General features: G+C 43.5%; 17 protein-coding genes. 6 read left to right on the forward strand and 11 right to left on the reverse strand.

The features are described from left to right. Nucleotides 1-394: 394 nt before the first annotated feature. The 6 genes from AAEY79_RS12805 to AAEY79_RS12830 form a co-directional block, all read right to left on the reverse strand. The gene (locus tag AAEY79_RS12805; protein WP_352288622.1) at nt 395-1,060 is read right to left on the reverse strand and encodes a methyltransferase domain-containing protein; all 666 of its coding nucleotides are present in this window, start codon (nt 1,058-1,060) and stop codon (nt 395-397) included. A 557-nt stretch (nt 1,061-1,617) separates the two neighbouring features. After that, nucleotides 1,618-2,232, reverse strand: coding sequence for a hypothetical protein (locus AAEY79_RS12810; RefSeq protein WP_025650759.1), 615 nt, complete (start codon nt 2,230-2,232; stop codon nt 1,618-1,620). A 40-nt stretch (nt 2,233-2,272) separates the two neighbouring features. Continuing rightward, complete coding sequence (locus tag AAEY79_RS12815; RefSeq protein ID WP_025650758.1) at nt 2,273-2,902, reverse strand: hypothetical protein; 630 nt, start codon at nt 2,900-2,902, stop codon at nt 2,273-2,275. A 284-nt stretch (nt 2,903-3,186) separates the two neighbouring features. Then, nucleotides 3,187-3,942: a phosphate/phosphite/phosphonate ABC transporter substrate-binding protein gene (locus AAEY79_RS12820; protein WP_025650757.1), complete on the reverse strand. Its 756-nt coding sequence runs from the start codon at nt 3,940-3,942 to the stop codon at nt 3,187-3,189. Between the two features lie 3 nt (nt 3,943-3,945). Then, the gene (locus AAEY79_RS12825) at nt 3,946-4,440 is read right to left on the reverse strand and encodes a PAS domain-containing protein (RefSeq protein WP_025650756.1); all 495 of its coding nucleotides are present in this window, start codon (nt 4,438-4,440) and stop codon (nt 3,946-3,948) included. A gap of 295 nt (nt 4,441-4,735) precedes the next feature. Next, the gene (locus AAEY79_RS12830; protein WP_240990805.1) at nt 4,736-5,155 is read right to left on the reverse strand and encodes a roadblock/LC7 domain-containing protein; all 420 of its coding nucleotides are present in this window, start codon (nt 5,153-5,155) and stop codon (nt 4,736-4,738) included. Between the two features lie 608 nt (nt 5,156-5,763). Here AAEY79_RS12830 and gdhA point away from each other — a divergent pair. The 5 genes from gdhA to AAEY79_RS12855 all read left to right on the forward strand — a co-directional run bounded on the left by gdhA (nt 5,764) and on the right by AAEY79_RS12855 (nt 13,096). Beyond that, a complete protein-coding gene (gene gdhA, locus AAEY79_RS12835) occupies nt 5,764-7,110 on the forward strand; it encodes an NADP-specific glutamate dehydrogenase (protein WP_025650755.1) in 1,347 nt (448 codons plus the stop codon). Nucleotides 7,111-7,460: 350 nt separating this feature from the next. Continuing rightward, nucleotides 7,461-9,386, forward strand: a complete 1,926-nt coding sequence (locus AAEY79_RS12840; RefSeq protein WP_352288626.1) for a glycosyltransferase family 2 protein — start codon at nt 7,461-7,463, stop codon at nt 9,384-9,386. A 102-nt stretch (nt 9,387-9,488) separates the two neighbouring features. Then, nucleotides 9,489-10,700 (forward strand): glycosyltransferase, encoded by a 1,212-nt coding sequence (locus tag AAEY79_RS12845; RefSeq protein WP_025650753.1) that lies wholly within the window; start codon nt 9,489-9,491, stop codon nt 10,698-10,700. A gap of 113 nt (nt 10,701-10,813) precedes the next feature. After that, the gene (locus tag AAEY79_RS12850; protein WP_025650752.1) at nt 10,814-12,070 is read left to right on the forward strand and encodes a hypothetical protein; all 1,257 of its coding nucleotides are present in this window, start codon (nt 10,814-10,816) and stop codon (nt 12,068-12,070) included. A 48-nt stretch (nt 12,071-12,118) separates the two neighbouring features. Continuing rightward, entirely contained in the window at nt 12,119-13,096 is a 978-nt protein-coding gene (locus AAEY79_RS12855) for a glycosyltransferase family 2 protein (RefSeq protein WP_201583430.1), read from the forward strand. 177 nt (nt 13,097-13,273) lie between these two features. Here the strand turns inward: AAEY79_RS12855 and AAEY79_RS12860 are convergent, their stop codons facing one another. Beyond that, entirely contained in the window at nt 13,274-14,068 is a 795-nt protein-coding gene (locus tag AAEY79_RS12860; protein WP_201583428.1) for a hypothetical protein, read from the reverse strand. Nucleotides 14,069-14,301: 233 nt separating this feature from the next. Here AAEY79_RS12860 and AAEY79_RS12865 point away from each other — a divergent pair, with 233 nt between their 5' ends. Beyond that, entirely contained in the window at nt 14,302-14,883 is a 582-nt protein-coding gene (locus AAEY79_RS12865) for a PepSY domain-containing protein (protein WP_201566177.1), read from the forward strand. Between the two features lie 163 nt (nt 14,884-15,046). Here the strand turns inward: AAEY79_RS12865 and hutI are convergent, their stop codons facing one another. The 4 genes from hutI to AAEY79_RS12885 all read right to left on the reverse strand — a co-directional run bounded on the left by hutI (nt 15,047) and on the right by AAEY79_RS12885 (nt 20,978). Beyond that, nucleotides 15,047-16,363, reverse strand: coding sequence for an imidazolonepropionase (gene hutI / locus AAEY79_RS12870; protein ID WP_201583426.1), 1,317 nt, complete (start codon nt 16,361-16,363; stop codon nt 15,047-15,049). A gap of 290 nt (nt 16,364-16,653) precedes the next feature. Then, complete coding sequence (locus tag AAEY79_RS12875) at nt 16,654-17,781, reverse strand: formimidoylglutamase (protein WP_201583423.1); 1,128 nt, start codon at nt 17,779-17,781, stop codon at nt 16,654-16,656. 103 nt (nt 17,782-17,884) lie between these two features. Next, complete coding sequence (gene hutH / locus AAEY79_RS12880; RefSeq protein WP_201583420.1) at nt 17,885-19,447, reverse strand: histidine ammonia-lyase; 1,563 nt, start codon at nt 19,445-19,447, stop codon at nt 17,885-17,887. A gap of 139 nt (nt 19,448-19,586) precedes the next feature. Then, nucleotides 19,587-20,978 carry a YjiH family protein gene (locus tag AAEY79_RS12885; protein WP_352288630.1) on the reverse strand — a complete coding sequence of 464 codons (1,392 nt, stop codon included), beginning with the start codon at nt 20,976-20,978 and terminating at the stop codon, nt 19,587-19,589. Between the last annotated feature and the right edge of the window lie 66 nt (nt 20,979-21,044).

Raw genomic sequence — 21,044 nt, forward strand, 5'->3', positions numbered from 1 at the left:
AATGTCAGTTTGCTTGGTCATTGCTTATTCTCCTGTTATGGGATTATAAGCAGTTACACAGTTTTTAGGAAACTCCCCTTTCTAATGCTCTTTTAAGATTAGCATTAGTCTTTTTATTATCAGTTCCAGCTGCTTATTTAGCTCGCGAGTCTACTAAGCATCGTCAGCAACAATATACTCATCTTCAAACATCATTGGATTTAAAGGCTATTAATCCTTATATAGCCTCGTTACCTGAAGAAGAGCAACATAAAATAAAGTCAGAAATCGCTCAAAGAATATTCGCACCTAAAGACTTCCAATCTGTCAGTAATGAATCTTATCCAATTAACTCTCAAGAAGTCATCATGGCGCTTATTTCAAAGTTTGGTAACGATAAAGATAAGTCTGCCGATTAACCACTCCGCGAAAACGTCAAAATATGTCCCTTAAACGGCAAGTCAAGATAAGTGGTATTCTCGGGCTTGACGTGTTGACTGCTAAAACCATATTCAAGCATTTTATTGGTTAGCTTGTTTTTTCGGCCACGCCCAGGATCTACGACGATGACCTCACATTTTGGTAACGCATGACGCTCGATAAATTCAGCCAAAATATCAATATGTTGGTCTTCATAGAGTAAATCACTACCGATAATGATATCGAACTTGCCAAGGTGGCTATTGTCTTCTGCCCAATCTAAACGCTCAAAGTTAATCTCTTTATTGTTATTCAAGGTGGTATTGCGATCAAGGAAGTACTCAACTGTCGGATGATAGTCGGTCGCCGTAATGTCTGCATGCCGATGATTGAGCAGCAGGCTCGATAATGCCATGCCGCAGCCAACCTCCAAGATACGCTTGCCCGCAATATCATAATCGAGCATGTGATTGGCCAATACCAAGCTTGACGGCCAAATCACGCCAAACATCGGCCAAGAAGCCGAGCAAATACCTAGGTTAAGCGCCTCATCGTCAGGGTCGCTAAATTGTTGGTTGTCACGTAAGGTGCAAATATGGATATCGGTGTTGCCAATTTCAATCGTTTGATAACGCACGCGCACAGTGGTCAGCGAAGTCATAAACTGTCCTAAAAAATAAGCAAGAATGCAAGCTTTGGCAGAGGGTGCCACTTTCAATGAGGGGAAAAGCTGTTGGGTAGGGTTTGCAGCGTTTAAATCTTGGAGAGGTGATAAGCGTCAAGTAAAAGAATAGGTAGAAAAAATATTCTCATTTGGACGATGATAGTATGACCTAACATTTGACAAGTTGTTGTTAATTCTGAGGAGGTTATTCTTACTAATTACCGATTAGCTAACTAATTATCAAATATTTAGTAGCAATTAGCTATAGTCAAAATATTCTAAAACGCGACGGTATTGCTGATATCAATTTTTTGTAGCCTCTGTCTGCGCAGGTACAGCAAGCAAGAAAAGTTGATATCAGCAGTGCATGATGGTTCGATATTACTCTTCACTCACTATATGACACGTTGAACATGGCGCAAACGTAGAAAAATAGCTTATATAAAAAGTGAATAGTGCTTATTACTTATTACTTATCCTAAGGCGCAGCAATAGAGGCGAGGTATCCAGCCTAATACGTTAGATTGTGACCCGCTTAAAGTCAGGCAGTCACTTTAATTCAAAAATCTTAGTCCAGACGTTTTTAATGCCCAGACCAACTCCACAAAGGCACGACTATTGGTCAGAGGCTCACCATCGATGATGAGTACATAACCTGAACCATCAATCCATAAGAATACAAAGCTGGTCTCAGGAATCAACAAGTCTACTTGCTGAAAGAACGAAATCGCTTGGCTTTCTACTGCCCAGCCGCGTTGCTTTTGGCGTAGCATAAAGCCTGAGAAGTCAGCGGCCGCCACACTCAGCATATCCGCTTCTTCTTGACTATAGCCAATCCGAGCAAGACAAAACCCTTCATCAGAGCCAATGGCTGCTCGGCGCTTACCAGATAAGCTCGCTACCACGTAGGGTAGAAATTGATCCAAGGGCAGATTGGGCGCGGGTAAAAACAGAGACAGCTTTTCAATCCAACCTTGTTCAATAAAGCTTTGTAACCACCCGTCAGAGTAGCGTGCTAGCCAGTCAGCAGCCAGTAGTGTCTGCTCATAGGATAATAAATCCTGTAAAGACAGCTGCGCATCGGTCGGCTCGTTTTGTGAAAATGCCTCAAAAATACCGGCTGGGGTTAAGGTCAGATAGGTTTTATCAGCGTTTAAGTAAGAAGACATAGCGGCTACCGTTGTTGGGAAGTTTTAAATAGGCGATAAGTTAAGTTTTGATATTCTGGCCGTTAGTTTGGTCAAGGCGTTGCTGGCAATGGTTCCAACGTTCATCAAACTGCCAATCGCTTTTGCCTAAGCGAAACCAAACTAATGAGAAGGCAAGGCGATCATGGCGCGCGATACAGTGGGCAAAGAACTCATTTTCGATTTGCTCAATCGTGCCCCAGTCTTGATTATTGCGTGCTTGCATCAGCTCAGTGGTGATGTCTTTTGCAATCTCTTTGGCATCATCGCTACTGATACGCAAACGCTTTGTCTGCTCGTTCAGCGATGGCGACACCAGCACGCTCCAACGGGTCGCCAGCATACTATTGCGCTGAATATAGCTTTTTTTATTAATACAGTCGCGAAAACCCTGCTCAACCTGCGGATACAGGCGGTCTTGAATACGAGTAAATAAATTGGTCACATCATAAGGAATGTCATACCAGCAGCCATAAAAAAAGTCCGCCACAGCACCTTGTAGCGGTTCTTTCTCGTTTAATAACAGTGCTGCATTGATACGTTGTTCGTGAAAATACCGATTATTGGGCGCCAAGAATACCTTGCGCGAGTAAAAACGAAACACCTTGCGCGCGGCCATCTCACTTTCTTTAATAAGGTCTACATCAGACATAATGGTGTCCTTTAGGTCATCGCTCGCACTCGAGTGCCATAGGCGATAACCTAACTAAGCAAAATAAAACCAAGGTGAAGCAGAATGCTAAGCAAAACGCTAGATAACATACTAGGGCGTGTCTTCAACTCATTCGATAGTCATCTAAATGGGTTAAAAATGGCTAAATCTTGCCAAACATCGTCAAATAGCTGGTTAATATCCCGATATTATCTGCGCTATTTTTTCTTGTTTGACGGCAATTTATCTCATTTTTATCACCATTTTTGAAATGAAGACATGCCCTAGTCAAGCAAGGTCTGCATCAAATCTATCATAAACTCAGCGTCTTCTTCACTCATAGGCTCAAATCCTTCAGGCATACCCAGTTCAGCCAGTGCTTCTTGACCATCGTCATCCTTATTAAAATTCAGGACAGCATCGGTGATCGCTGCGGCATCGGCAACATCGTCTTTGATTAATAAAACGTGACTGATATCTGCCAAATCACTTTCGATAAGTACCGATAGCTGGGTTTTGGTCAGACGTGAAAAGCCATGGAAAATCTCTGCCAAAAAGAACGCCGCTTGGACCTCCCCTTTAATGACTTTGCGCGCGGCGGCTTGGTAGGTTTCGGTGACATCCCAATTGAGATCCGAATCTTCTATATCAACCGCTTCGAGTAAACGTAAGCCAATCAGCTTAACATCACGGTTGTCCGCCATCGCTACTGTCGCGCCAGCACGGATATCTTCTAAACGATTGATATCGCTATTTGCCGCTGCCGCAATGACCATTTCATCCGATTTGCCGATAGGGCGGGCAATAGCACGGTAGCCTTGCTCGCGTATCAGCGCCGCTGCATCAAAGGGATTGGCGTAAATGACATGGACGTTGCCTGCTTTGATAAGGGCTTCTTGTTCAGCATACGACGTCGGTGTGTTGAGATGCATATGAATACCCGCACGCTTTTGCATAAGGGTGTTAAACATATGCCAACCGGCAAAGCGCTCAGGAGAAAAATCAGGGGCGATTAATAAGTTATACGTGGGTTCACTCATGATTTAGCCTTCCTCATTTTGTTTCATTTCAGCATACTGAGCCATTGCTGCATCAATCTTGCTGCGTGATGGCTTACGGCGGACCGAGGTATAACCCACCGTTTCGCCGTGACGAATATTAGGCACGACCGTGGCATATACCCAATAATGGCTGCCGTCTTTGCATAAGTTTTTGACGTAACCGTGCCATTTCTGCCCAGACTCAGCGGTATCCCACAAGTCTTTATAAGCCGCTTTAGGCATGTCAGGATGACGCAAAATATAGTGCTGTTTGCCGATTAACTCGTCGACATTGTAGCCACTAATCTCGACAAAGGCGTCGTTAACGTGCGTTAAAATGCCGTCCAAATCTGTACGCGAGACGATAAGCTTGCCGTCTGGGTAGGGGCGTTCAATACCAGTATCATAGACAGTACGCGATGTACCATCGTGATAAGTCAGCATGATTTGTTCTGCAGGTAACTCAGGTTTTTGTGCATCAGGGAGTGGAGAACCCATCGTAATCTCCTTCATTTAACGTTGTATTCATAAGGGTTAAAAAGCGGATTTGGTGTGTTAGCGGTCGATAATAGAATGAATGATAAGCCAGATATTTTTTATTGTTCTAATAAGTTCATCGCTCATCTCTTCTCTCATCATTGAAGCCTTTCATATAAACAGTGTGCACTACCTTAAATAGTTTTTATAAGACATAGCACCAATTTTAATTTAGAGTAGGACGGATAACTTGCTATCTCTTGTTATCTATAGCGATAACCATAACGCGGCATCGACAGTGCTTTATGCTCACCAATTAGATGAGTTTGGCTAGGGCTTCTGAGGCGCGCTTGATATCCAAGAATATCAAACCAAGCTTGGCATTGGGTTTTGCCATAATGGTCAGCACTGCCTCATCTCCTGATGACGTCATAATCACGTAGCCTTTTTCACCTTGAATCATAATGCGATCGATACTGCCGCGTGCGAGCTCACGACCTGCGCGGTCACCCAAGGATAAAAGCGCGGCTGACATGGCGCCAACGCGATCTTCATCAACGCCCGTTGGTAAGGCTGAAGCAATCATCAGACCATCGTTAGAAATAAGGGCAGATGCTTCTACATCGGCTGATGAGCTGTTTAGGTCTTCCAAAATCTGCTGGAATGAATCTGTACGCATATCGCTTTCTCTGTACTGGTGGTTGGTATGTATTTGTGAACGAGTGGCGGTAGCCAAAATATCCTTGCTTTAAGAAGGGCATTATAATTCCTTACTAATAATATTGATATACGATTATGCCAATAAAAGAGGTATTTTCTAGATATTTTACTGCTTAGTGGTCGATTTCTACTTTTTATCACTATTTCTGATATAGATTTTAATAAAATATTGAATAGTTATTTATTTTTATACCTCATTACCACTAATTTAACGTTTTTTAACAAGTGAATTGTGCGATAGATTCTTTTCGTTAAAAAGGTTTAGTGATAAGCGAATAATTGCTGCTCATCGTTTGACTATGGAGTACAAACAAAAACCTGCCGCATCAACTATACTGAAAAAAGTCACATCATTTTTCATGATGGTGATATTTACTAGACTTATAGACCCTAAAAATGATATATAGATATGAGATAAAAATAGTTGTTACTTATTAGCTATGCATTTAACCGATTATTTATAGAAGACAAACAGTTGGCGTTCAATCCCATTAGTTTTTATACCGACCTGTGTATAGGAGCGTTTTAATCCCACATCGGCGTTTATAATCCTATCGTTTGCTAGCAAATGATAAGACGTGGATGTATATCAACAGATCACAATTTTTACCTTAAGGAAGCTATATGAGTATCAGTCAGGCCATCGAAAAAATCGAAGAACGTTATGCCCATCAACCTGAATTCGTGCAAGCGGTAAAAGAAGTTGCGCTTACCATCGCACCTCTGTATGACGCTCATCCAGAATATGAACATTTAAAGATATTTGAGCGTTTGGTTGAGCCTGATCGTATTATTTGCTTCCGTATTAACTGGGAAAATGATCAAGGCGAAGTGCAGGTCAATCGCGGCTGGCGTGTTCAGTTTAGTAATGCCTTAGGCCCGTACAAAGGTGGCGTTCGCTTCCATCCTACCGTCAACCAATCCGTATTGAAGTTTTTGGGCTTTGAGCAAATCTTTAAAAACGCTTTAACAGGTCTACCAATGGGCGGCGGTAAAGGTGGTGCTGACTTTGATCCTAAAGGTAAATCGGACAGCGAAATCCGCCGTTTTTGTTATGCCTTTATGCGCGAGTTGCATCAGTACGTCAGCAAGGACATTGACGTACCAGCAGGCGATATCGGTGTGGGTGGACGTGAAGTCAGCTATATGTTTGCCATGTATAAAAACTTGACTCGCGAGCACGGCGGTGTCTTGACTGGTAAAGGCGTTGGTTTTGGTGGTAGCTTAATGCGCACAGAAGCGACAGGCTACGGCGCGGTTTATTTCTTAGAAAATATGATGGCTGCGCAAAACGAAAACATCAAAGGCAAAAAAGTGCTGATCTCAGGGGCGGGTAACGTCTCACTGCACGCCGCCGAAAAAGCGAATATGCTAGGCGCAACCGTACTGACAGTATCTGACTCACAAGGTACGTTGTATGATGAAAAAGGCATGGATCAAGAAAAAATTGATTGGCTAAAAAATCAAAAAGCACAAAGCAAGCCACTGTGTGATTATGTTGATGTTTATGGTGGTGAGTGGTTTGCTAAGCAAAAACCATGGCACATCAAAGGTGATATCGCTATCCCATCAGCGACACAGAACGAAGTCAACGAAGATGATGCTAAATTAATGGTTGAAAACGGCATCAAATATATCGCTGAAGGCGCTAACATGCCATTGACTGCCGAAGCTGTTGATTATATTCGTCTGCACCGTGTCCACTATGCACCAGGCAAAGCGGCTAACGCTGGCGGTGTGGCAGTATCTGGTCTTGAGATGTCACAAAACTCAGTGCGCCAATATAAAACCTTTGAAGAAATCGATGAGCGCCTAAAGCGTATTATGAAAAATATTCATGATTGTGCCGCTGAAGCATCAGAAAACTATGGTCAGACTGATGATGGCTATATCGACTATATGGCTGGCGCCAATATCGTGGGCTTCAAGCGCGTGGCTGATGCGTTATGTGCCTACGGTATCTTGAACTAACTTTTGGTATCTCGAACCAACTTTTAGTATTTTGAGCTAAAAGGACAGTTTGTCTTAGTTCGCTTATTGAAATTTTAAATACCGCTTTTATTTCTAATAAGGGCGGTATTTTTTTGTTTGAAATTTTTTTGCCTTTTTCGACAGGACGCTCACTAAAGTTTTTTGGCTTATAAGTACCTAATTTATAAATGTTTTTACATGTTTTACTTGAAGTTACATTAATCTATTTTATTAGACAGATTATAAGTAATCATTATTAGTCCTTTTGACTATTATCAATTCTCTAGGCTTATTTTAGCTTACCTAAAGCTGTTACCTACAGTATCGATATGTTCATCAAAGGATTAACCATGACCGTCAATAAGGAAGTCTATAATGGTACACGCTCAATTTTTTTGAGCTCACTTCCTATGATGGAAAATAGGCTAAGCGCTTATTTATTTAGCGATGGCATCTTTAACGATCGCATTCTTGGCAATAGCATTGTTAATGACTCTAAAAACGATTTCAATCCTTTAATGATTGACTTATTGAAATCTGCCGTACCAAAAATTGAACGATATAAAGTTGGCTTATATAAAGACAGTGCGTTAAAAGGTAATCGTGTTCTAAAAGATTATAATGGCAGCATGGATGGCTATGCTGATGTTGCGGGCTATTCTAGAGACACTCTAAATATCCATACTGGGCGTTCTTATACCTCAGAAAATCCTATACGCTTAAGTTTCCAGTTAATGACCCGTGCTGAACCGGCAGCGATGGTGATTGAAACGATTAAGTCGTTGTTAGCTATCAAAGCGGACGATGATGAGATTTTAATTGTCGATAATAATAATACCCAAACGTCTCTATACGAGCCATTAGCACAGTTCTGTGCCAGTCTTGATGCGCGTCATAATGTACATTTTTATCATATCGATTCAGTCGCAGGCTTTAAAGCAGGCGCACTTAATTTAGCGTTGGGACTCATGGATCCTAATTGCAGTCATATAGTAGTAGTCGACAGTGATTATCAGGCGTTACCGCAGGCGCGAATATCAATTGCAAATGCTATCGAACGCTATCCGTCTCATGCGCTCTTGCAATTTCCGCAGTTTTATCGGGACGCAGGGCGAGTCGATATTCATAGCGAATTAAATCATTATTTCAATCATCATTTATACCGTCTGTTTAACCGTAAACGTGCGCTATCAACAGGGACTTATGCGGTTATTCGTCGTCGCGCGCTACTAGATTTAGGCGGCTGGTCAGGCGCATCAATTACCGAAGATGCGCAGATGGGTGTGCTGATGCATGGTCGCGGCTTGCGCAGTCAGTTTGTCCCTGAGGTTATCGCGACAGGACTGCTACCCACTACCTTGCACGACTTGATGAGCCAGCGGCGACGCTGGATCTATGGCAATATGCAAGTGCTTAATACTTACTTTTCAGCGTCATCAAACTTGCCTTCAACAAGTTTATCCATCATAGATTCACTCGTCACAGACTCATCCGCTACAAAAAAGAAACTCAGTGAGCGTCTAGCGTACATGGGTGCACACTTATCTCAGCTTAGTGCTTGGGTCAATTTTACCGGTATCTTTATCGTATTGCAGCTATTGACGCTACTTATTATTACGAGTGCGCTACTATTCAGCACCAGTTTAAATATTTATGCTTTGCTTGCTCCTTTATATATCGTGTATGCGAGTTACGCCATATTTTTGGGTAGGCGTTTATGGGCATATATGCAGGATAGGGCATCGCTCAATCAGCAAACTAGCAATGGAGCTGCGCCAAGCTTAAGTAATCGTTTGCGGGCTTGGGCTGTGCATCTGAATTTTTGGGAGTTGGGCGCTTTATCATGGTGGCCAGTACTATGGGGACAAAAGAAGCCGTTTATCTGTACGCCGAAGCAAGAGTTGATACGTACGCGAAAATCAGTTTATGTTGCCAATTTAATGGCGATGCCTAAAGTATTGCTAATGTTAAATATAACCACAGCCATAATTGTATCGCCATTTTCCCTTTTATATTCACCGCTACTATTTGGCTGCGCCGTGATGGTTTGTATTCTAAAAGTATGGGCTGCCAAGGTGATGCTGGATAATTACAGCTATGAAGAATATCAGGTTGCAAATAAAAAGGTAGCTGCTGAGACCTTAATTACTAAAAACCTCAGTGCTAAAAGCTTCGTTACTAAAAACTTGTCTCAGCCGCACATGATTAGTATTGCTAAATCAAAAGACAAACCTTTGACGTCTTCATTTAAAGACGACAATGCTGTTAATTTTTAACAACATTAATTTTAATCTCTACAATTTTTATCTGTACCTAATGACTGTCATTCAACTCATATTTAGTTAATTTATACTTAATAAATTCATATTGGACTTGTTATGCTATCTAGCCCTACTGTCGATATATCAAGTATTACTGCTTACCGTGATGCTAGCGTAATAGATACTCCTGTATTGCGCATTGCCATTATTGCGCATTCTCTATATCCAATCGCGCAGCCATATGCTGGCGGTCTTGAGATGATTACCGAGCTTATATGTGATGAATTGGTCGCTCAAGGACATGAAGTGTTGCTCTATGCGCATGCTGATAGTCAGACTAATGCGACACTCGTGCCCTTTATGACGCGCACGCAGTTTGATGCGTTGGTCTATGACAATGAGCATGATTCGGTAGGTATGAGTCGCGAAGAGTTGTATCAGTATTTGGTCTATCAGCAAGCCATGCGCGATATCATCAGTCGTGATGAGCAGGGCATGATCGATGTGGTGCACAATCACAGCTTGCACCATATACCGATGATGATGGGACAGGCATTTGGCGCGCGTTTTTTTACCACCTTTCATACGCCGATTTTCCCGCAGCTGCGCTTAGCATTATTGACACTACGTCAAGGCACGCAAACCCAGTTCACCGCGATTAGTGGTCATCAGCAGCAGTTATTTGCTGAGTTCGTGCCTTCTCATGTGGTCTATAACGGTATTGATGTACAGTCATTTGATGCCAATACAAACCCAATTGAAGACGAGATTTACTTTTGGTATGGGCGCATTTGTGTGGAAAAAGGCACCCATTTAGCGATGGAGTATTGCAAAGCGGCCGGCAAGCGCCTCATTATTGCAGGGCCAAAAAGTAATGAGGAATATTTTGATGAGTACGTTGCACCGTTACTAGAAGAAGATAAAAACGCTGGGTCTTTATTCGATTACGTCGGTCATCTGAGTAAAGATCAAATCAATGAACGCTTAAGCCAAGTGACTGCTATGCTATTTACCAGTACATGGGACGAGCCTTATGGCTTAACGCTGGCTGAGAGTTTGGCTTGCGGTACGCCAGTGATTGGATTTGATGTCGGTGCGAGCGCTGAGATTGTCACGTCATCGACTGGTATCATTGTACCTAAGATGGACAAAGACGCTTTCATTCAAGCTTTTGCTGATATCAAACATATTTCCCGCGCGGCATGTCGTCTGCGTGCTGAGCAGTTTTGTTCCGTCGCTACGATGGTGGATGGTTATCTGCGGCTATACGAGCAGGCTTTGGAAAGTGGTGATAGTAATAGTGCTCAGATTCAGGCCTTGTCTTTCTAGATGATACTTATGATTCAAGTTCTAGCCTACTAAAAATTTTCTAAATAAACAGACTAACTTTACTAGCTATTTAAGCGTCAGTTTTTAAACAGTAAATTTTGGGAAATCTCCTTATGCGTATTGGCTATTATGCCCATCATCATGGTTCAGGTCACTGTCGCCAAGCAGATAAATTGGCTGCTCTATTGCCGCCTAAATTACGCTCGCAGATGACAGTGTTTACCAGTTTGCCTAATGATGGTTATCACTTTAGCGCGATAACTGATGAGCAAATCGTACGTTTAAGCGCTGAGGATCAGCTACCAGAAGATGTACTACTAGGGCGAGCTGGAAAATATTGGCAGCCAAGTAGTTTGCATTATTCACCAGTAGGTAATCGCAATGTGCAGATGCGCAGCTGGCAGTTACTCGATGAGATTCGTCAGCGTCAGATTGACCTAATGATTATTGATGTCAGCGCCGAAGTTGCTATGCTGTGTCGCGTGGCTAGTATTCCTTACTTATACGTAAGGCTGGCAGGTGAGCGCGATGATATACCGCACTTGAACGCCTTTGCTGGCGCGCTGGGATTATTAACCCCTTACCCAAAGGCACTTGAAGCGTCAGCAACGCTGGACTGGGTACGCCAAAAAACGCTATATCTTGATTTCATGCCCAATAAGACGGATGAGCTGTTAACGTTTACCGCCTTTATAAATAAGCTCATGACGCTCACTACTAGTAGTATTAGTATCCATGAGCGGCTTTCATCTTCGGATAATAAACAAAAAATAGCTGATACTACAATCATAACGGTTATCAAAGGTTACGGTGGGCACGACGCTATTGATGCCAAGCTGCCCGAGCTACGCCGTGCATTACCGAATGCATTGATTATATCGCTTGGACCTATTAACGACGAGGCACGACATTGTGTTGATATTGCTGCTCACGTAAATGATGTGACGCCATTTATTGCCTATAGTGACCTGCTGTTGATGGCGTGTGGTTTGAACGGTATTGCGCAAGCTTATGACTATGCGACGCCGCTCGTGGTGTTGCCAGATGAGCGTCCGCATCGTGAGCAGGAAGTCATGGCAGAGGCGCTGATTGAGCAAGGTCGTGCTCTAAGTTGGGCACAGTTCATGGCTCAAAATTCAAGTTTGGGTAGTCAGGATATACCGTCTTTTTTATCAGTTAACGATAAGTCAATTAGCAATGAATCGATTAGCAATGAGTCAATCAACACTGATAAGACTGCTCTAACGGATAATCAAGATAATACGCCAGCGCAAAAATTTATGGATAGCATTGTTGACTATACTTCCGTCAAAGCTTGGTTTGAAGAATGGTTATTGCCACAATTGGGCCTAAAACCTGATAAACAATAAGAAACCTTAAAAACAAAAGGTTCTACAATAAGAGCAAAGAAGATCTCTATGACAACGACAACCAAAGCGCAAGAGGCCACTCATGCCACTACTCCCGTTAGCGTGCCTTTAAGCGTCATTACTACCTGCTACGGTCGCAATCGGCATCTCTACAACCTACTCGGTAGCTTGGAGCAGGGTAGTGTCAAACCAGCAGAAGTTATTATCGTTAATGATGACGCTGAGCCTGAACGTCTGGCAGCATACGATTTAAATATCATTAAGATAGCAACGACTACAGCGACTGAGAATGGACTAGCAATTAGCGCATCATTTGATATCGGTCGTAACCGTAACCTTGGAGCGGCGCGCGCCACGTATGATGCCATGATTTTCTTGGATGTAGACTGTATCGTCGCGCCAACCTTTATTGAGCAGCTATATAGTAAACTTCAAGCACGTCCCAACGCCTTACTGATGGGTCAACCGCGTTATCTGACGCGTCCTTTGACGGATAATGAGGGTAGACAGCTACAACAAGGTAAATTAGCAACCGACTTTTTAGACAAGCTGTCTGTATTTAACCCTTATCGGGATAACTTTGATTTACAACATCAGGGTACGTCTATTAAACAGACGCAAGACTATGGTGCGTTTTGGAGTCTTTGCTTTGCTATTATGCACAGTCAGTTTGAGCAAATTGGTGGCTTTGATACGGATTATGTCGGCTATGGCGCTGAAGATACGGATTTTGCTTTTATGGCGCGCGCGTTAAATATCGATTTTTATTTAACTGATGATGTGATTTACCATCAACAGCATAGTGTCTATAGACCGCCGCTTAATCATTTGGATAGTATCGTTATCAATGCCAATCGCTTTTATGAAAAATGGCAACATTGGCCGATGTCAGGATGGTTAGCGGAATTTTCGCAATTACAACTGATTAACTGGCGAGACGAGCAGACAGTACCGATTGCTATCAATCGACAGCCAAGTGAAGTCGAGATTAGAGCGGCTCATTATCCGGATGCGCCTTATGTGTAGATATATAGTCGATACTAAATAAAATAGATACATTGCATTAATACGCTAGACTGGTACAAATTTCTTTTGCGTGCTGTGCCTGCGCAGACAGAGGCTGCAAGAAATTTATCCCAGTCTCGCTATATCAGTTTTAAAGTGAATCAACTATAAGTGTTTAATCTTATTAGTAGTGTTCTATTAGTACTGACGAATAATCTCGACACTATTAGGCGGCGTCGCAAGCTCTTGTCTCTCAAACGCCCAATTATGCCCATCCCAAAAGTGCGCTGTTTTGTCATCATTATTAAAGCCCAACATGACTATCGATAGCGGAGTCGCAGCGTTCTGTCGCTGCTGCACATGTAAGCGCGCCGCCAATAATAGCCGATATAACAGAAACCCTGAGGTCGGCGCTGATGAATGGATATCAGCAAAAATAGGATAATCTGCCACCACGCTATCCTGCTCTGATAACACGCGACAATGCTCATCGCTATGCAATAATTCATTTAGCAGTTCTGGAATCTCTAATACTCGGCTGGCTGTTATCGGATCATCATTAGGGCTGGGGTCATCAGCTAGTAATGGAAACTGGTAGTCAGTATTGCCAAACAAGATGCCAAGTGGTGCATGCTTTGCCATATCGAGCATCGCCGTCAAATTATTACTACGAGGCGGCATGCCAAAATGCAACAGACTGTCGCCAATTTTTCTAAAGAATAATAGTTTTGGTAGATCTTTAACACTAGGATGATGCGCAAAAAAATCAGCATGAATAAAATCATTAAACAAAACCAGCATATCTGTCGGCTGCAACAGCGCCTCTAAGCTCGCTGTATCTATTGAAGGATTATTGGCTATCAATACGATACGCTGCTGTTGTAATAGCGCTTTCTGTATGATAATTGGCAAAGTGTCAAAAGCGGCGGTTGAAGGGTCTGATTGATCATAATTACTGTTGTAAAGTAAGTTTTGTAGCGTGTTTCGCATCATTAATTATGGTCTCAATATTTGGAAATTCAGAGAAGGAAATGGCAGACATATTATAGCGCTTACTCGCTCAAATTAATATATAAACCAAAGAGTTATCTCGTGTTCTTTCCACATGTGCTTGCTTTAGAAGCATAAACAGGAAAGCTACATTACGCTACCTTTTTATCTGCTATTCATCCCTATATATCCGTATCATAAAAGCAATTCCATAATGGCTATAAGGATAAAGAGATATGAGTAATATTATCAAAAAACTTCAACTGACTACATTGGGTGCTTGTCTAACTTTAGCATTGAGCGCAGGTGTAGTTAGTACAGCTGTTAGTGCTGCCAATCATACTGACGAAGTGAGTGCTGCTCAAGCAGCGAAAATTAGCCTAAAGCAGGCGATTACTACGGCGAGCAAAGAAGCTTCCGGTACTTTAATCAGCGCAGAGTTTGATGACGATGATAGCGATGCTGAGGGTGATGGCGGTGTCTATGAGCTGGAATTTAGTACTAATACCACTGGTTATGAAATCAAAGTTGATGCTATAACTGGCAAAATCGTAAAGACTGAAACCGAACGTCTGGATAAGGACGATTTGGCTGACTATAAGGCTCAGCAGCAAGCAAAAATCAAGGTGATGGATGCGATGAGTATCGCTGAGAAGCAAACGGGTGGTCGCATTCTCGAAATTGAGTTTAAGAATGATCGCGATTATGCTAATCATGCGTCCTACTACGAAACCCAACTTTTCAAAGGCAATAGTCTGCTTTGGCTAAATATCGATGCCGATACGGGGAGTACATTTAAAAACAAGTTTAAAAAATAACTGAGCGACATAAATAAATATCAGCAGTGCATGATGTATCGACATTATTTTTTACTGACTATAGAGTAGCAGTGTCTTAACTTCTATCGATAGCCAATAAAAAAACCCCAATCATTTAATGGTTGGGGCTTCTTTAATTATGGTAAATGTTTATATAAATTTGCTATACCGTCTCGCGCCATTTACCTTGAACCATGATACCTGCAATAGGATTTAACCCCATTTGATAAGCAAGGTCAGCAGGGCGGGCGATGTCCCATAACGCTAAATCAGCATCGTAACCCACTTCTATTTTGCCTTTTTTGGCGAGACCTAACGCTTGTGCCGCGTGAACAGTTGCGCCTGCCAATACTTCTTCAGTAGTGAGATAAAATAATGTACAGCCCATATTCATCGCTAATAACAGTGACGTTAGTGGTGAAGTACCGGGGTTGCAATCTGTCGATATGGCAATGTTGACCTGATGTTTGCGCAGTGCTTCTATCGGTGGCAACTTAGTATCACGTAGCGTATAAAAAGCACCCGGCAATAGTACGGCTACCGTGTTGCTTGCGGACATTTTTTCAATATCTTCTTCTGCTAAGTGCTCAAGATGGTCGCTTGATAGTCCTTGGTATTCTGCTACCAAAGCACTAGCACCTATGTTTGAGAGCTGCTCGGAATGCAGCTTAACTGGCAACTCTAACGAGCGGGCAACGTCAAAGACGCGCTGAATCTGCTCGCTACTAAAGGCGATGTTTTCACAAAAGCCATCGACCGCATCGACCAAGCCCTCGCTATGCAAGATTGGTAACCACTGGCAAACTTGCTCGATATAGTCATCGGCATTGTCTTTATACTCTGGCGGTAGCGCATGGGCGGCCAAATAAGTGGTGCTAACATGAATGTTGTGTTTGTCACCGAGTGCGCGGGCGACTTTTAGCATTTTTCGCTCAGTTTCTAAGTCCAGCCCATAGCCAGATTTGATTTCGACACTGGTCACGCCTTCTTTTATGAGCGCGAGCAGACGTTTTTCACTTTGCGCAAACAACTCTTCCTCATTCGCTGCGCGGGTGGCGCTAACGGTTGAGACAATGCCGCCACCTTGTGCCGCGATATCTTGATAACTAACGCCTTGCAATCGCGCTTCGAACTCGTTGCTACGGTTACCGCCATAAACGATATGGGTATGACAATCGATGAGTCCGGGCGTGACCCAGTTGCCATCGACGTCTTTGATTTGATCATTTTTATAATGGGTGAGGTATGGCTGTATTTGTTCCTGCGTACCAATCCATGCAATTTTGCCGTCTTTGATACCGATAGCGGCGTTTTCTAACTGACCGTAAGGGGTACTTTTTTCTTGATTGTCGCTATAAATATCAAACTCGTATTGCGTTGAAAAGGTGGCAAGATTAGCGTTGATAATGAGGTGCTCAAACGATGTCAGAGTGGAATCGTTTATAGGCGTTTGGTCTGTAGAATTTGTCGTATTAGTCATAATGTGCTCCTACTTATTAGTATAGATTTAGTGCAGCCATCCATAGTCCGCTTACTTTAAAATAGACATTGTGTCGTTGGTAAAAACGCTTCTTGCTGTGGTGCTGCTGACAGAGGATGTGCAAAACTTACTTCAGTAGCCTTGTATGGTTGGTTTATTTTAAAAATGTTATAGCGTGACTGGTACAAATTTTACTCGCTTGTTGTGCGCAAGCGAGACAAAGGCTTCGCAAAATTCATCCCAGTCACTTGTATAAATATTCATAACACTTTTATTCTGTATCGATTTATTTATACTAAAAGTAAATGCTGCTCGATAATAGTTGCTAATAGTCTTGCCGCAACCTTACAGCTGCGTCCATCAATATCAAAGCTCGGGTTAATCTCGGCGATATCGGCCATTTTTACTTTATTCGACGCCATGATACGTTTGACCGCGCGCTCAACGAAGCTCAGCTCAATACCATAAGCTGCTGGTGCACTGACACCAGGAACGACGCTCGATGGCAAGCAGTCCATATCAATGGTTAAGTAGACCACATCAACGTCATTGATAAATTCTTCTATTTGAGCTGCAATTTTTTTCCATTTCTTATTGGTGCAGTCTTCGTCACTGATAATGTGGACGCCTAACTGCTCAGCACGGTCGAAGAGCGCGGCAGTGTTGGAAAACCGGCTAACGCCGATACAGCAATAGTGAAATGGCTGACCTTGTGCTTCAAGGTGCTCGGCTATTTGGCGAAATGGCGTACCAGACGTGGCGAAATCCGATTGGCGAATATCTAGATGCGCATCAAAGTTAATCACCCCGATGCTAGGCATTGCACTCGTATGGCTTTTAACATGGCTTTCAAGATTGCTTTCGACATTATTTTCAAAATAGTTTTTGACATTGCTAACGTTATTAGTAGGCTGATCGGTTTCTGATGACAGCGCCTGCCATAATCCTAAAAAGCTACCGTAAGCGATGGCATGACCACCACCAAGACCAATAGGCAGGCCGCCTTGCTGGATAATATGGCTAACCTTATCGGCATACTTTACTTGGGCTTGCTCAAGGGTACGCTCGGCAAAATCATCATTATCATGACAATGGATATCGCCAGCATCACCCAATAAGGTTGGCAATTGACCATCAAAGCGTTGTTGTAACTCAGCGATGACCGGTAGTGCCGCAAATGTTTGACGAATTAAGGGCGGCGCAGCTCTTGCACCTACGCGTCCTTGATTACGTCTGACGCCTTGGTCACAAGCGAACCCGACCAGCCCAATGCGCTGACCGTTTTGCTGACCGGTGCTATCAAAGGCATAAGGCTGAGCTATTTGATACCAGTAGCGGGCGCGCGCAGACTCAAACGGCTCTGCACGTCCTGTCCACCGACTCATATCAGCTGCGGTGTGGCTAACGGCTATTGTCATTGTTGACCTCCTTTCATAATATAAAACCTGACTCTCAATTTAGTATGGCTTATGCCAATAAAGCTAGATGGTTGAGAGTAGATTTTATATATATAAAACTTTCCTATTTAGACTCATACCAATCGCTGCGCAGTGACTGCCAGTATTCGGTGAGCGTGCCATCTAATACCAGCTGCTTTGCTGCTTCAATATCAGGCGCTAGGTAGCGATCTTTATCATAAAAAGTGACTTGCTCGCGTAGTTTCTGATGCGCTGTCTGTAACGGCTCTGAGGTATCTAGTCCACGATGGAAGTCGATACCTTGACCAGCAGCCAATAGCTCAATGCCGATAATGGTGGCGGTATTTTGCGCCATCTCATATAGGCGGCGCGCACAATAGGTTGCCATAGATACGTGGTCTTCTTGATTGGCAGAAGTTGGAATGCTATCAACGCTGCCAGGGTGGGCGATAGACTTGTTCTCTGAAGCTAGCGCCGCTGCGGTCACGTGGGCAATCATAAAGCCTGAGTTTACCCCAGCATTGTCAACTAAGAATGGCGGTAAGCCGCCTGATAAGGTTGCATCAATCAATAAAGCCACACGGCGCTCAGACATAGAACCAATCTCAGCAATCGCCAAGGCTAAAATGTCTGCAGCAAAAGCAACTGGTTCAGCATGGAAGTTACCACCTGAGATAGCCACTGGGCCGTCATCATTGTTAAAGATAAGTGGATTATCGGTTACCGCATTAGATTCAATTAATAAAGTCTTGCCTGCTTGGTTGATGATATCAAGGCAAGCACCCATGACCTGTGGCTGGCAGCGTAAGCAATAAGGGTCTTGTACTCTATCGTCTTGCTCACCATCATGGGAGGCGCGAATAGCACTGCCTTTAATCAGCTGACGATGCGCTTTAGCGATTTCAATTTGACCATGATGGCCACGCACTTCATGAATACGTGCGTCAAATGGGGCATCCGAGCCTTTGGCGGCATCGATAGACATAGAGCCGACGATGGTGGCTGTCTCAAGCAAGTCACGCGCTAAGAAATAACCACGCAATGCCAGTGCGGTGGATACTTGGGTGCCGTTAATCAGGGCAAGACCTTCTTTGGCCGCTAGGGTAATGGGCTCAAGACCATGCTGCGCTAATGCCTCAGCAGCGGGTACTTTTTTGCCGCCAACATAGACATCGCCTTCGCCCATCATGGCCAGCGTCATATGTGATAAAGGTGCTAAGTCACCAGAGGCCCCAACGGAGCCTTTGGCGGGAATGTTTGGCGTAATTTGATTGTTAATTAAGCCAAGTAAGCTATCGACCACAGCGCGGCGGACGCCAGAGACGCCTTGCGCGAGGCTGGCGACTTTCATGACCATAATCAATCGAACCACACTGTCTGGCAATGCTTCACCAGTACCCACTGAGTGAGAAACGATAAGGTTACGCTGCAGTAGCTCAAGTTGATCATCACTAATACGAGTTTTTGCTAACAGGCCAAAACCGGTATTGATGCCATAAGCGCTCTTATCACGCGCAATGATGGTACGTACATCTTCATGCGAGGCATCTATCGCCTCATAAGCACTGTCGGGTAGCGTCAATATGACAGGTTGCTCATAAATATCGCGCAACATCTCAAAGCTTAATTGGCGTGGGTGTAGGGTTAGTTTTTTGATATCAGTCATGCGAGTTATCCTAATTTATGAGCTATATTAATTGTATTTTTTGTTGTCTATACATTTTAGTTTATGCATTGTTGTTTATAAACCGTTAAAAGCTATGCTGTCTAAATTTCTTTAACCAATCCCGCTTGTTTCAGTCGGTCTAACTGATCCAGCCCAAGTATATCGCTAAGTGTCCAAAAGGCGCAGCGATTAGAATGCTAAGCACCACTCGCTCAAACCAGATAATGACCATCTTAGGTACTGACAGCGGAATCTCAGTTGCCAATACACAAGGAATCATCGCTGAAAAAAACAGCACGCTACTAATCGAAACCACGCCTGCCACATAGCGGGTCAAGACCTCAGCTTCCGTTAGCAGTAGTGCAGGCAAGAACATCTCAGCCAATCCCGCTGACATACCTTTGGCAGCAACTAGTGGCTCGGGCATACCGGTTACCCAAGTGAATGGATACAAGAGCAAACCTAGCGCATCAAAGACTGGCGTATATTTGGCTAGTAAAAGGCCTGTCAACCCTACCGCGATAATAGAAGGCACAATCGCGGCTGCCATCGTCACCCCATCGCGAAAGTTCGACCACATAATTTGTTTGAGGTCAGTCGCACGGCGCGAAGTAGCCAGTCCTAAATGATAAGCTGCTGCTAAGCGATTACCTTGTTGGTTTTCCAAGTTTGGACGCTCGACGCTATCATCAAAACCCCGGATAGGCGGAATACGTGCGGTAATGGCAGTGACAATAAAGGTAATAATCAGTGTCGACCAAAAAAACAGATTCCAAAACTCCATTAGACCAAGGGTCTTAGCAACGATCACCATAAAGGCTGCCGATACCGTAGAAAACCCAGTAGCAATGATGATGGCTTCACGGACCGAATATTGATTTTGCAAAAATACCCGATTGGTAATGAGCAGCCCAATAGAGTAACTACCAACAAAGGACGCAACGGCATCAATCGCCGATGAGCCGGGCGTTTTCCAAATTGGCTTCATAATAGGCTGCATGAGCACCCCAAACATCTCCAGTAAGCCAAAACCGAGCAAAAAAGCGAGGATTAATGCGCCAATAGGGACAATCATACCGACTGGTAATGCCAGTTTTTCAAACAAAAACGGCAACATGTCCTTTTCCATGATGATAGCAGGCGCCATATCAGTGATATACATGATGGCGAGTACTAGCCCGATAATCTTGAAGGCGGTTAATATCATATTGGTGATATTTTTACGCCATGAACCATCATAAATGGGTTTGCCAACACCATAAATCATCAGTAGAAACAGCAAAAACACAGCAAGGGTGTGCTGCTGAGTGACTAGATAAGTTGCCCCATGATCAAATAAAATGGTGCTCTTTTCACCAATAGTAAAAGGCACAAAGAACATCACCAAGCCAATAGCACTAAATACGATTAGCTGTATCAGTGCGACAGGTTTGGACAGCAGCTTTTCAGGCGGCGGGCTAGCAGGTGCTGGACTGTCTAGAGGCGTTCTAGGCACGGAGCTGCCTGGGGGCAAAATATCACGTTCAGACATATTATCGTCCTTGATAAAGTGTTGATGATGTCCTTATATCATTTGGGCATATAAGGACAAGGGCAA

The sequence above is a fragment of the Psychrobacter sp. GW64-MNA-CIBAN-0177 genome, assembly GCF_040309585.1.
Taxonomy (GTDB): domain Bacteria; phylum Pseudomonadota; class Gammaproteobacteria; order Pseudomonadales; family Moraxellaceae; genus Psychrobacter; species Psychrobacter okhotskensis.